The organism is Mesorhizobium sp. M0062, assembly GCF_040323125.1.
GTDB lineage: Bacteria > Pseudomonadota > Alphaproteobacteria > Rhizobiales > Rhizobiaceae > Mesorhizobium.
This window is the reverse complement of record NZ_JAMYUO010000005.1, coordinates 34,218-46,244: the sequence shown is the minus strand read 5'-3', so window position 1 is coordinate 46,244 and position 12,027 is coordinate 34,218. Positions and strand designations below refer to the sequence as shown.

Sequence of the window (12,027 nt, the reverse complement as noted above, 5' to 3'; positions counted from 1 at the left end):
GATGAGCGGCGCCAACGAAAGAGCCGACAGAGTGAGCGAAACCACCGCTTCGGGAAAATTGGCGAGCACGCTTTCGCAGGATCAGGTCGCCCGGCTGATGCGCAAGCGCGGCGAGGAATCGCGCTGGTGGTGGATCGTGCCGACGATCTACATCATCGTGCTTCTGCTGCCGATCTACTGGCTCATCAACATGAGCTTCAAGACCAATGCCGAGATCGTCTCCTCGCTGACGCTCTATCCGCATCAGCCTACGATCGCCAACTACGTTACTATCTTTACCGATGCGTCCTGGTATTCGGGCTACATCAACTCGATCACCTATGTTGTCATGAACATGGTGATTTCCGTGGCTGCGGCGCTGCCGGCGGCCTACGCCTTTTCGCGCTACCGCTTCCTCGGCGACAAGCATCTGTTCTTTTGGCTGTTGACCAACCGCATGGCGCCGCCGGCAGTGTTCGCGCTGCCGTTCTTCCAGCTCTATTCTGCCTTCGGCCTGATCGACACCCACATCGCGGTGGCTCTGGCGCACTGCCTGTTCAACGTGCCGCTGGCGGTGTGGATCCTCGAAGGCTTCATGTCGGGCGTGCCCAAAGAGATCGACGAAACAGCCTATATTGACGGCTACTCCTTCCCGCGCTTCTTCGTCAGGATATTCATGCCGCTGATCGCCAGTGGCATCGGTGTCGCCTGCTTCTTCTGCTTCATGTTCTCATGGGTCGAGCTTTTGATCGCTCGCACGCTGACGACCACCGATGCCAAGCCCATCGCCGCCACCATGACCCGCACCGTTTCGGCCGCCGGCATGGATTGGGGCCTGCTCGCTGCCGCCGGCGTGCTGACGCTGATCCCCGGCGCGCTCGTCATCTGGTTTGTCCGCAACTACATCGCCAAGGGCTTCGCCCTGGGGAGGGTGTGATGAAACAAAAGCACGGGTTCATCCTCACCACCACCGCCAAGGGCTTTGCCCTGGGGAGGGTGTCACCATGAATCTCGACCTCACCTGGATGGCGTGGACGTGGCCGACGGCGGCGTTCTTCGGCACCATTCTTCTGCTGCTGTGCGGCATGGCGTTTTGGGAATTTGCCTCGCCGGGCGGCAATCCGCGCGTCGGCATCCTGCGCTTCGAGACGACGCGCGGCGACCGTCTTTTTCTGTCGCTGCTTGGCAGCGCCTTTATCCATCTCGCTTGGCTGGGTCTTGTCGGATCCAACCTGTGGTGGGCTCTCGCTCTCTCCGTGGTCTACGCCGTCGGCGTGTTCCGCTACGTATAGAGGGGGAAACTGTTGGATCGACCGCGTGCCGGTGGCCGTTCCAGATCGCACTTGAAACCTAAATGTGGAGGAAACCTATGCGACGGCAATTTTTAACATCAACAACTGCCCTTGTCCTGTTGCTCGGGGTAGGCAACGCCTACGCCGGAATGGATGAGGCCAAGGCGTTTCTGGACAAGGAAATCGGCCCGCTGTCGACGCTCGACCGGGCCGGCCAGGAAGCAGAAATGCAGTGGTTCATCGATGCCGCGAAGCCTTTCGCCGGCATGGACATCAAGGTCGTGTCCGAAACCATCGCCACCCACCAGTATGAATCGCAGGTGCTGGCGCCGGCCTTTACCGCCATCACTGGCATCAAGATCACGCATGACGTCATCCAGGAAGGCGACGTCGTCGAGAAGATCCAGACCCAGATGCAGACCGGCCAGAACCTTTATGACGGCTGGGTCAACGATTCCGACCTGATCGGCACCCACTGGCGCTACCAGCAGGTCCGCAACCTGACCGACTGGATGGCGGGCGAGGGCAAGGACGTTACCAATCCGAACCTCGACCTGAAGGATTTTATCGGCACCTCCTTCACCACCGCGCCGGACAAGAAGCTCTATCAGCTGCCCGACCAGCAGTTCGCCAACCTCTACTGGTTCCGTTACGACTGGTTCAACGACGAGAAGAACAAGGCCGACTTCAAGGCGAAATACGGCTACGACCTCGGCGTTCCCGTCAACTGGTCGGCCTATGAGGACATCGCGGAGTTCTTCACCGGCCGCGAGATCGACGGCAAGAAGGTCTATGGCCACATGGACTACGGCAAGAAGGACCCGTCGCTCGGCTGGCGGTTCACTGATGCCTGGCTGTCGATGGCCGGCAACGGCGACAAGGGCCTGCCGAACGGCCTGCCGGTCGACGAATGGGGCATCAAGGTCAACGAGAAATCACAGCCGGTCGGCTCCTGCACGGCGCGCGGCGGCGACACCAACGGCCCGGCTGCCGTCTACTCGATCCAGAAATACCTCGACTGGCTGAAGGCCTACGCTCCGGCCGAAGCCCAGGGCATGACCTTCTCCGAATCCGGCCCGGTGCCGGCACAGGGTGCGGTCGCGCAGCAGATATTCTGGTACACCGCCTTCACCGCTTCGATGGTCGACGCCGGCGCCAAGGCGGTGCTGAACGACGACGGAACGCCGAAGTGGCGCATGGCCCCGTCGCCGCATGGCGTCTACTGGAAGGACGGCATGAAGCTCGGCTATCAGGACGTGGGTTCCTGGACGCTGATGAAGTCGACGCCGACCGACCGCGCCAAGGCCGCCTGGCTCTACGCGCAGTTCGTGACCTCGAAGACGGTCGACGTGAAGAAGAGCCATGTCGGCTTGACCTTCATCCGCGAAAGCACGATCCACGACAAGAGCTTCACCGAACGTGCGCCGAAGCTCGGTGGTCTGATCGAGTTCTACCGCTCGCCGGCCCGCGTTCAGTGGTCGCCGACCGGCACCAACGTGCCCGATTATCCGAAGCTGGCACAGCTCTGGTGGCAGGCGATCGGCGATGCCTCGTCCGGCGCCAAGACGGCGCAGGAAGCCATGGACTCGCTCTGCGCCGAGCAGGAAAAAGTCATGACCCGCATCGAGAAGTCGGGCGTCCAGGGCGATATCGGCCCGAAGATGGCCGAAGAGCATGACCTCGCCTACTGGAACGCCGACGCGGTCAAGAACGGCAATCTCGCGCCTCAGCTGAAGATCGAGAACGAGAAGGAAAAGCCGATCACCATCAACTACGACGAACTGGTGAAGAGCTGGCAGAAGTAATCTTGGCGTACGCGCCAGGATCTTAGTGAACGGGGAGGCGGCATCTTGCCGTCTCCCCTGTTTGTATAGGCGAGCTACCGGGAGGACTAATGACCGGATACATCCTTGCAATCGACCAGGGTACGACATCGACCAGGGCGATCCTGTTCGACGGCGCGATGAAGGTCGCCGGCAGCAAGCAGCAGGAATTCACGCAGCATTATCCTGCCTCCGGCTGGGTCGAGCATGATCCGGAAGAGATCTGGGCAAGCGTCGTCGCGACGGTCAAAGGCGCGCTGAAGGCCGCCGGCCGCGAGGCCTCGGATGTGGCGGCGATCGGCATCACCAACCAGCGCGAAACCGTCGTCATCTGGGACAAGGCGACCGGCAAGCCGATCCACAATGCCATCGTCTGGCAGGACCGCCGCACCGCGCCGCTGTGCCAGAAGCTGAAAAAACACGGCCTGGAGAAAAAGTTCACCAAAAAGACCGGCCTGCTGCTCGATCCCTATTTCTCCGGCACCAAGATCGCCTGGATGCTGGACAAGGTAAACGGTGCGAGAAAGCGCGCCGAAAAGGGCGAACTGCTCGCCGGCACTATCGACAGTTTTTTGATCTGGCGGCTGACCGGCGGCAAGGTGCATGCGACGGATGCCACCAACGCCTCGCGCACGCTGGTCTATAACATCGAGAAAAATGTCTGGGACGACGAGCTGCTCTCCATCCTGCGCATCCCGGTGGCGATGCTGCCTGAGGTCAAGGATTGCGCCGACGACTACGGCGTGACGGAAAAAAGCCTGTTTGGCGCCGAAATCAAAATCCTTGGCGTGGCCGGCGATCAGCACGCAGCGACCATAGGCCAGGCCTGTTTCGAGCCAGGCATGATGAAATCGACCTATGGCACCGGCTGCTTTGCGCTGCTCAACACCGGCGCCGATCTAGTGCGCTCGAAGAACCGGCTGTTGACCACCATCGCCTATCGGCTGAACGGCAAGACTACCTATGCCTTGGAAGGCTCGATCTTCATCGCGGGTGCCGCCGTGCAATGGCTGCGCGACGGCATCAAGGTGATCGGCAAGGCCGAGCATAGCGGCGTTTTGGCGGCAACCGCCGACCCCACGCAGAACGTCTATCTGGTGCCGGCTTTCGTCGGTCTCGGCGCGCCGCATTGGGACGCCGAGGCGCGTGGCGCGATCTTCGGGCTGACCCGCAACTCTGGCCCGGCGGAGTTCGCCCGCGCGGCGCTGGAATCCGTCGCCTACCAGACGCGCGATCTCCTCGACGCCATGCGCAAGGACTGGAAGGGGGCGTCGGCCAAAACCGTGCTTCGCGTCGACGGCGGCATGGTGGCCTCCGACTGGACCATGCAGCGGCTGGCCGATATCCTCGATGCGCCGGTCGATCGCCCGACCATTCTGGAGACGACGGCGCTGGGTGCGGCGTGGCTTGCCGGCTCGAAAGCAGGCGTGTGGCCGAAGGCGAAGGATTTTGCCAAGAGCTGGGCGCTCGAGCGCCGCTTCAAGCCGGACATGGATGCCACGGTGCGCTCGGCAAAGCTCGCGGGCTGGCGCAATGCGGTGCGCCGGACGCTGAGCGCGCGGTAGTAAATCATGGCGGGGGAAGGGGATGAATCCACACTGGTATGGGGCCTGGCGCGACGAGGCTGTCGAACAATTGGATGCAAAGAATGCACGCTTGCAGCAGGAGTTCCGACTCGGCAGTTGGCCTCGCTATGACTATGATCTGACAGAAGGAAAGCTTCTGTTCTCGGACAACGGCATCACCAAGGTCGTCGCCGAAATCCAAATCGCCGGATCGACGAGTGCCAAGGCCAGCAACTGGCTCTGGGCTTGGGCAAATTCAAACCTGCCTGGCGACCTGCTTGCCGACGCAGAGCTGGTTCGGTCTTTCGGACAGGAGCATTCCATTGATGAGCTGGCTCAACCCTATGCGATAGATTTGAACAACGACTTGGAAGTGCTCGGCTGGAAAATGACCGCAGCTGCGGTTCGAATCTGCAACGGCCTCGGCGCATACCGTTCTCCGCGTGGTGAAGGCGGAGCCCTGTATCTGATCTTCAAGAGCGTCAATTGGGCCAGCTAATCCGCCGCGCCCGTACCCAAGCAACCTACGGAAAAGCCCGCGCCGTTGCCGGCGCAGGCTTTTCTACTCAACACTTGGTACCAACTCAGCTCAATAGGGCGAATTGCACTGTTGACGCGGGCCGTAATTGGGCTGGAATGTGTTGTCCGAAGCGCGGTACGACCGATAGCGGTCGTAGCACCACTGCACATGGGCATCGCCGCGGTTGTTCTCGCTGTTGACGATCGCACCGGTGATCAAGGCGCCGGTGGCGAAGGCAGCCAGCGGGAACCAGTAGTCGCCGTGACGGCGATAGCCGCGGTGATATTCGCGATAGCCGCGATGGCCATTCCAATAGCTGCCGCCATCATTGTTGCGCGAGAACTGGCGGCCTACGCGGAAATCGCGATTGCCGGAATTGCGGTTGCCATGGCGCATCCACCGCCAGTTGTCATGACGAGAATCGCTCACATTCACGATGTCGGACGAAGTTGCTGATGACTGGGGCACGAACATCTGGGCGGCATTGGCCGGCATAGCGGCGGCCGCGGCAAACGAAATTGACAGGGTGGTCGCCAGTAGACCCGTTGCGATCTTGTTCATGATCTTCTCCTTGAAGGGTGGTTGACGTCCCTTGTGAGACGAAAACGGCCCGCTCGTGCGATGGTTCCCACCAAAACAGTAAGTTGCTGATTTGTAATGTTTCTCGAATTCGGCGCGTGAGAAAAGGCGCGTCTCGCGCGCCAACAGATCGAAGCGGCGACCACGTTGCGGGAGCGGCTCACCGGGCTGGTGACGACGCAATTTGCGGCGCGTCTGGCGATGGCTGAAACCCCGGTCGAAGGGCCATCTTTTTCCGGTTGACCGGTCGCGGCACTCTCCCTATGTTCCGCGCAATTTCGAGGGCGGCCTTTAGAGCCCGCGGGAGCGCGTAGCTCAGCCGGTAGAGCAACTGACTTTTAATCAGTAGGTCTCGGGTTCGAACCCCGACGCGCTCACCAGAAATATTTCGTGCGGAAGTTGCCCTGTCAGCAGCCCCCATCGCCCCCTACAATCGCCGCCCGGTCTTGACGTCGAACAGATGAGCGCAGGCGCGGTCGATCTCGATGCGCATCTGCTCGCCCTGTTTCAGTGCCAGCCGCTCGCGGAAAAGGCAGGAGATTTCTTCTCCGGCGCAGTCGACCCGGGCAAAGATTTCCGAACCCGTTGCTTCCAGAAGCACGATCGTGCCGGGGATTCCTTTGGCGGTCGTCGCTCGGATGTGTTCGGGGCGGATGCCGTAGATGAGGTCGCGGCCGGGTATGTTGGTCAGGTCGATGCCTTCTGGCAGCGGCAAGATCAGTCCACCGGCGCTGCGGAAAACACCTTCCTCGACATGGCCTCGAATGAAATTCATCGCCGGCGAGCCGATGAACCCGGCAACGAAGAGGTTGGCCGGGCGATCGTAGAGATCGAGCGGCGCGCCGATCTGCTCGACAAGGCCGTCATGCAGCACGACGATCTTGTCGGCCATGGTCATGGCCTCGATCTGGTCGTGGGTAACGTAGATGGTGGTGGTTCCCAGCCGCTGGTGCAGCGCCTTGATCTCGCCGCGCATCTGCACGCGCAATTTGGCGTCGAGATTGGACAGCGGCTCGTCGAACAGGAACACCTGCGGGTCGCGCACGATGGCGCGGCCCATGGCGACGCGCTGGCGCTGGCCGCCGGAAAGCTGACGCGGATAGCGGTCGAGCAGCTTGTCCAGGCCGAGAATGCTGGCGGCCCTGCCGACGCGGCCGGCGGTGTCGGCCGGATCGGCTTTCTTGATCTTCAGGGCAAAGCCCATATTGTCGGCCACCGTCATATGCGGATAGAGCGCGTAGTTCTGGAACACCATGGCGATGTTTCGGTCGCGCGCCCTGAGATTGTTGACGAGGCGATCGCCAATGGCGATCCTGCCGCCCGAGATCGTTTCCAGTCCGGCAATCATGCGCAGCAGCGTCGACTTTCCGCAGCCCGACGGCCCGACCAGGATGACGAATTCGCCATCGGCGATGTCGACGCTGACATCGTGGATGATCTTGGCGGCTCCGAAAGCCTTCTGAACGTTGTTGATTGTTACCGATGCCATTGGATTTCTCCCGGAAATGAGTGATGTCGGGGCCGTGCCTCAGCCGCCCTTGACGGCGCCTGCGGTCAGCCCGGCGACGATCTGCCTTTGCGCGAACAGGGTCAGCACCAGCACCGGCAGCGTCACCACAAGTGCTGCGGCGGCGAGCGGACCCCAGCTCACCTGCTCGTAGGAAAGCATGTTGTAGACGGCGACCGGCAGCGTGCGAGTCTCGCGGCTGGCGAGCACAATGCCGAAGACGAAATTGTTCCATGAGAAGATGATCGACAGGATGAAGGCGACGACAATGCCCGGCTTGGCGATGGGCAAGGCGACCAGCCGGAACACCTGCCAGGAACTGGCGCCATCGATGTTGGCCGCTTCTTCCAGCTCCATCGGCGTGGTCTCGAAATAGCCGATCATCACCCAGACCACGATCGGCACCGTCACCACCAGATGGATGATGATCTGCGGCCACAGCGTGCCGAGAATGCCGACCCACTGGAACAGCAGGAACAGCGGAATGAGATAGGAAAGCCCCGGCGTCATGCGGGCGATCATGATGACCACCGCCGAGCGTTCGGCCTTGAGCCGCGCGATGCCATAGCCGGCCGGCACGCCGATCAGCAGCGCCAGCAACGTTGCCGTGCCCGTCACCAGAACCGAATTCCAGAAATAGAGCAGGAAATTGTTCTCCTCGAATACCTTCACATAGTTCGACCAGGCGAGATGTTCCGGGATCAGAATCGGCGGGTATGCACCGTTGTCGATCTCGAACTTCAGCGACAGCGAGACCATCCAGAGGAAGAACAGGATCGCCGGCGAGACGAAGACCAGAGCCGCGAAAAACAGCCCGATCCGGTTGAGCAGCCGTGAACTCATCTATTTGCCCTCCACCCCGATCCATTGGGAGCGCTGGCGCAGCATCAGCAGGATGAAGGACAGCGCGACGATGACGATGAAGAACACCACGGCCATGGCCGAGCCATAGCCGATGTCGTAGTAGGAGAAGGCGGTGTTGTAGAGATAGATGTTGATGGTTTCCGAGGCCGTGCCCGGTCCGCCCTGGGTCATGGCATAGATGATGTCAAAACTCTTCAGCGCATCGATGGTGCGGATGATCATCGCGATCATCAGGAACGGCGCGATCATCGGCAAGGTGAGATAGCGGAATTGCTGCCAGGCGTTGGCGCCATCGATCTCGGCGCTCTCGAAGGGCTCGCGCGGCACGGAGGCCAAGCCGCCCAGCACGATCAGCATCACCAGCGGCGTCCATTGCCAGGTCTCGACCGCAACCAGGGACGGGATGACCGTCCTGGCATTAAAGATCCATTCCTGCGCCGGGATGCCGACCAGCGACAACAGATAGTTGAGCACGCCAAGCTGGGGATGGAACATCATCGTCCAGACCAGCGCCACGGCGACTGGCGTTGCCATCATCGGCATGACGAAGACGCCGCGCAACAGGCCGCGCAGCGGAAATTTGGCGTCGAAGATCAGCGCCGCGACAGTGCCAAGGAACATCGGCGCCGCGACCGAAAGCGCCGTGTAGGTCAGCGTATGGAAAAGCGATTCCCAGAAGCGTTGGTCGACTGCCAGCCGCAGATAGTTTTCCATCCCGGCAAAGCTTCGCGCCTGGCCGAGGGTCCAGCGGTTGACGCTCATCCACAGTGTGAAGGCCCAGGGAAAGACGATCACGGCGCCGACGACGACGAGCGCCGGGACGACGAAAGGCCAGTAGTTGGGAGCCAGACGGATGGTCTGGCCCCCTTCGATGGCTTGCGTCGTCACCCCGGTGCGTTCTGGGGTGATGGCGGACATCAGCCTTGCTCGCTCCGGTCGAGCACCGGCTGGAACTGCTCGGTGGCCTTCTTTAGTTCCTCCGCCGGATCGGCGCCGGCGATCAGATTGGTCAGCGCCACGCCATAGATGTCGCGGAACTCGGTGACCGGAATGATGACCGGCAGCGACAGCCGGCTGACATTGCCCGAGCCGACCACGGCATCGAGCCAACTCGCCGGCATGGTGACGCCTTCGCGCACCTTGGGATCTTCCAGCACCGACTTGCGGAACGGCACGCCGGCACCCGCCTGCAGCAGGCGCGCGCCCATGGCGGGCGAAATCGCCCACTGGCAGAAGAGGTAGGCGGCCTCCTTCTTCTCGCTGGCGGCCGTCACGCCGAGGCCGTCGCCAAAGGTGCCGGCGGCATGCGCCTTGGGCCCCTTGGGCATGACGCCGTAGCCGACCTTGCCGACCACTCGTGACTTTTCCGGGTTTTCCATCGGCGGGGCAAAGCCGACGCCATCGAACCACATGCCGATCTTGCCTTGCAGGAAGGCGGACTGGGCTTCGGCCCAGTTGAATCCGGTGACGCCTGGAGGCGCCGACTTGGTCATCAGCCGCTGGTAGAGGCTGGCGGCCTCGACCGCCTCGGGCGAGGTCGTGCGCAGCTTGCCCTTGTCGTCGAGCGGCGTCATGTCGTAGCCGAGCATCAGCGACGTCCACACCGGCGTGTTGGCGTTTTTCAGGCCGCGGGCGACAAAGCCGTAGGTGTTGGTCGACGGATCGGTCAGCGTTTCGGCGGCGGCCACCAGCTGCTCGAACGTCTCGGGGTATTTGAGGCCCTTGGCCTCGAACAATTCCTTGTTCCAGTAGACGATCCAGTAATCCACCGAGAACGGCAGCGAGCGCAGCACGCCCTGGCCGTCCTTGGCAAACAGCATGCCGGCATCGGCGAAATCGGTTTCCACCAGCGCAGGATCGGTCAGGGTCGGGTCAGCGAGATAGCCTGATATGTCGGCCAGCCAGTCGCCCTTTTCGAACTGGCGCTTCTGCACGTGGTAGCTCAGATGCACGACGTCGAAGCTCGGTTTGCCGGAGCTCAGTTCGATCACCGTCTTCTGGCGCTGCTGCTGTTCCGGCGTCGCTTCGGCATTGACCTTGATCCCGGTCAGTTCCTCGAACTCGGCGATGTATTTTATCAGCGTGTCGCTGCGCGGGCTTTTCACCAGATTGACGTCAAGCGTCGTTCCCGCAAAGCGCTTCCAGTCGACGCCGGCGGCAAAGCTTGGGCGAACACCGGCAATGGCGGCGGCGGCAAGTGCGGCGGTTCCCTGAAGCAGTTGCCTCCTGGTTGGGTTGAACAGATTGGACGACATTTCTTCCTCCCGGTTGTTGTCGTTATCGATTGCATCGCGGACCGCGGTGCGGCTCAGGTTTCCTCAGATCTGCAGCGCCAGCCGGCGCGCCTTGTCGATATGCAGACTGATCGCCTCGACCGCCTTCCCTGGATCGCGGCTCTCCATGGCTTCGATCACCGCCAGGTGCTCGCGCATGACCGGCACGACGCGCCCGTCGATACGGAACCGCTCCTGGTGGATCAGGCGGATCTTCACCGAATTGACCAGATAGGCCTTGGCGATGATCTCGTTGCCCAGCGCATCGATGAACGTGTCGTGCATGGCCCAGTCGATGGTCTGCGCCTTGGCCTCCATCTCCGGCGTCGGGGTCTGCTCCAGCGCCCGGGCAAGCATGTCCTCATGCTCGCGCCGCAAGCGGGCAAGCTCGGCGTCGGAGGCGCTGACCGTAAACAGCGCCACCGCTTCACGCTCCATGAACAGGCGGAACTGAAAGGCCTCGCGGATCAGGCTGATGTCTATATGGGCGATCTGCATGCCGCGCTGCGGAATGGTCGTCAGCAGTCCTTCCGCCTCGAGACGCGGCACGATCTCGCGAATGGCGCCGAGCGGCAGTCCGGTGAAGGCAACCAGCTCACGTTGCGACACGAACTGGCCTGGCTTGAAGTCGCGCGCCAGCAAATGCCGCGTGAAGCTGGCATAGGCCTTCTCCCTGAGGGTGGTCGGTTCGTTGCCGTCTTCCATTTCGGCGCGCTTCCCTTTGCCGGTCAGGCCGGTTCCCTGGCAAACAAGCTGTCATAGGCTGAGGCAAGCTGCTGCTGCCCTTGCAACGCGATCGGCTCCAGCGGCGGACGGACCGCCAGCCAGCGCTCGTCGCCGGTCTTACGCGCCACCATCACCTTTACCGCCGGGGTGACCGGATATTTGAGCAATTCGAGCACAAAACTCTCGACGCGAGGATCGTCGCGCCCGTCCTCGGCCATGGCGCGGATTTCGCCCGGGACGAAATTGGCCATGCCCGAGATTGCGCCTTGAGCACCCAGTCGCACCGCACGCGCCAGATGCCTTTCATCGCCGATCAGGATCACCAGATCGCCATGGGCGGCAAGCAGCGCCTCGCTGTAGCTCCAATTTCCACCGGAATCCTTGACCCCGGCGACCACGTCGGGAAAAGCAGTGCGCAACCGGCCGATCAGGCCAAGCGAAAGCTGCACCATGGTAACCGAAGGGATGTTGTAGAGCAGCACGTCACGGGCGAGGGGGCCGAGCGCGGCAAAGACGGCGGAGAACCAGCCGAAAAGGCCGTCCTCGCCGACATTCTTGAAGTAGCTCGGCGGGGCCAGCAGAATGTTTCGGGCGCCTCGCTGCAAGGCATGCTGTGCCTGTTCGGCGGCGTCTTCGGCGGCGTCGACCAGCACGCCGGCAACGAGTTGATGCGGCAAGATTCCAGCAGCCAGCATGGCTTCGGTCACCGACCGCCGCTCCGTCGTGCCCACCGACGCGCCTTCCCCTGTGGTGCCGAAAAGCGTCACGCTGCCGCAACCCTGCGCCAGGCAACTTTTGGCCTGAGCGATCATGGGGGCGGTGGCGATCTGCCCGCGGGCATCGAAAGGCGTGGCGAGAGCGGCCGAAAGTCCAAAGCGTGATGTCACCGGAAGGTCTCC

At 62.1% G+C, this 12,027-nt stretch carries 12 protein-coding genes and 1 tRNA gene; 6 read left to right on the top strand and 7 right to left on the bottom strand.

Features of this window, described 5'->3' with window-relative positions; genetic code table 11:
* The first annotated feature begins 1 nt into the window (after position 1).
* The 5 genes from NKJ64_RS08080 to NKJ64_RS08060 all read left to right on the top strand — a co-directional run bounded on the left by NKJ64_RS08080 (position 2) and on the right by NKJ64_RS08060 (position 5,158).
* Positions 2-916 carry a carbohydrate ABC transporter permease gene (locus tag NKJ64_RS08080; protein ID WP_023670976.1) on the top strand — a complete coding sequence of 305 codons (915 nt, stop codon included), beginning with the start codon at positions 2-4 and terminating at the stop codon, positions 914-916.
* A gap of 67 nt (positions 917-983) precedes the next feature.
* On the top strand, positions 984-1,271 hold the full coding sequence (locus NKJ64_RS08075; RefSeq protein ID WP_023670977.1) for a DUF2160 domain-containing protein: 288 nt from the start codon (positions 984-986) through the stop codon (positions 1,269-1,271).
* 77 nt (positions 1,272-1,348) lie between these two features.
* Positions 1,349-3,076, top strand: a complete 1,728-nt coding sequence (locus NKJ64_RS08070; protein ID WP_023670978.1) for an ABC transporter substrate-binding protein — start codon at positions 1,349-1,351, stop codon at positions 3,074-3,076.
* A gap of 89 nt (positions 3,077-3,165) precedes the next feature.
* Positions 3,166-4,659 (top strand): glycerol kinase GlpK, encoded by a 1,494-nt coding sequence (gene glpK / locus NKJ64_RS08065; RefSeq protein WP_023706204.1) that lies wholly within the window; start codon positions 3,166-3,168, stop codon positions 4,657-4,659.
* A 22-nt stretch (positions 4,660-4,681) separates the two neighbouring features.
* Positions 4,682-5,158, top strand: coding sequence for a DUF6882 domain-containing protein (locus NKJ64_RS08060; RefSeq protein ID WP_023684656.1), 477 nt, complete (start codon positions 4,682-4,684; stop codon positions 5,156-5,158).
* Positions 5,159-5,248: 90 nt separating this feature from the next.
* Here the strand turns inward: NKJ64_RS08060 and NKJ64_RS08055 are convergent, their stop codons facing one another.
* A complete protein-coding gene (locus NKJ64_RS08055) occupies positions 5,249-5,740 on the bottom strand; it encodes a BA14K family protein (RefSeq protein WP_023706205.1) in 492 nt (163 codons plus the stop codon).
* Positions 5,741-6,062: 322 nt separating this feature from the next.
* On the opposite strand from NKJ64_RS08055, the gene NKJ64_RS08050 reads away from it, so the two are divergent.
* Positions 6,063-6,138, top strand: a tRNA-Lys gene (locus NKJ64_RS08050).
* Positions 6,139-6,185: 47 nt separating this feature from the next.
* Here the strand turns inward: NKJ64_RS08050 and NKJ64_RS08045 are convergent.
* From NKJ64_RS08045 to NKJ64_RS08020, 6 genes are all read right to left on the bottom strand, one after another.
* Positions 6,186-7,247: an ABC transporter ATP-binding protein gene (locus tag NKJ64_RS08045; RefSeq protein WP_023706206.1), complete on the bottom strand. Its 1,062-nt coding sequence runs from the start codon at positions 7,245-7,247 to the stop codon at positions 6,186-6,188.
* A gap of 39 nt (positions 7,248-7,286) precedes the next feature.
* A complete protein-coding gene (locus NKJ64_RS08040) occupies positions 7,287-8,108 on the bottom strand; it encodes a carbohydrate ABC transporter permease (protein ID WP_023684659.1) in 822 nt (273 codons plus the stop codon).
* Complete coding sequence (locus NKJ64_RS08035; RefSeq protein WP_023670984.1) at positions 8,109-9,047, bottom strand: carbohydrate ABC transporter permease; 939 nt, start codon at positions 9,045-9,047, stop codon at positions 8,109-8,111.
* Positions 9,047-10,384, bottom strand: coding sequence for an ABC transporter substrate-binding protein (locus tag NKJ64_RS08030; RefSeq protein ID WP_023829656.1), 1,338 nt, complete (start codon positions 10,382-10,384; stop codon positions 9,047-9,049). Before NKJ64_RS08030 ends, NKJ64_RS08035 begins: the two co-directional genes overlap by 1 nt.
* Positions 10,385-10,447: 63 nt before the next feature.
* Positions 10,448-11,107, bottom strand: a complete 660-nt coding sequence (locus NKJ64_RS08025) for a GntR family transcriptional regulator (protein ID WP_023726669.1) — start codon at positions 11,105-11,107, stop codon at positions 10,448-10,450.
* 23 nt (positions 11,108-11,130) lie between these two features.
* Positions 11,131-12,015, bottom strand: coding sequence for a dihydrodipicolinate synthase family protein (locus NKJ64_RS08020; RefSeq protein WP_352462315.1), 885 nt, complete (start codon positions 12,013-12,015; stop codon positions 11,131-11,133).
* Between the last annotated feature and the right edge of the window lie 12 nt (positions 12,016-12,027).

Bases quoted from the DNA above. Each gene is read 5' to 3' on its own strand.
- NKJ64_RS08080 (WP_023670976.1), top strand. From the start codon at position 2: ATGAGCGGCGCCAACGAAAGAGCCGACAGAGTGAGCGAAACCACCGCT.
- NKJ64_RS08075 (WP_023670977.1), top strand. From the start codon at position 984: ATGAATCTCGACCTCACCTGGATGGCGTGGACGTGGCCGACGGCGGCG.
- NKJ64_RS08070 (WP_023670978.1), top strand. From the start codon at position 1,349: ATGCGACGGCAATTTTTAACATCAACAACTGCCCTTGTCCTGTTGCTC.
- glpK (WP_023706204.1), top strand. From the start codon at position 3,166: ATGACCGGATACATCCTTGCAATCGACCAGGGTACGACATCGACCAGG.
- NKJ64_RS08060 (WP_023684656.1), top strand. From the start codon at position 4,682: ATGAATCCACACTGGTATGGGGCCTGGCGCGACGAGGCTGTCGAACAA.
- NKJ64_RS08055 (WP_023706205.1), bottom strand. From the start codon at position 5,740: ATGAACAAGATCGCAACGGGTCTACTGGCGACCACCCTGTCAATTTCG.
- NKJ64_RS08045 (WP_023706206.1), bottom strand. From the start codon at position 7,247: ATGGCATCGGTAACAATCAACAACGTTCAGAAGGCTTTCGGAGCCGCC.
- NKJ64_RS08040 (WP_023684659.1), bottom strand. From the start codon at position 8,108: ATGAGTTCACGGCTGCTCAACCGGATCGGGCTGTTTTTCGCGGCTCTG.
- NKJ64_RS08035 (WP_023670984.1), bottom strand. From the start codon at position 9,047: ATGTCCGCCATCACCCCAGAACGCACCGGGGTGACGACGCAAGCCATC.
- NKJ64_RS08030 (WP_023829656.1), bottom strand. From the start codon at position 10,384: ATGTCGTCCAATCTGTTCAACCCAACCAGGAGGCAACTGCTTCAGGGA.
- NKJ64_RS08025 (WP_023726669.1), bottom strand. From the start codon at position 11,107: ATGGAAGACGGCAACGAACCGACCACCCTCAGGGAGAAGGCCTATGCC.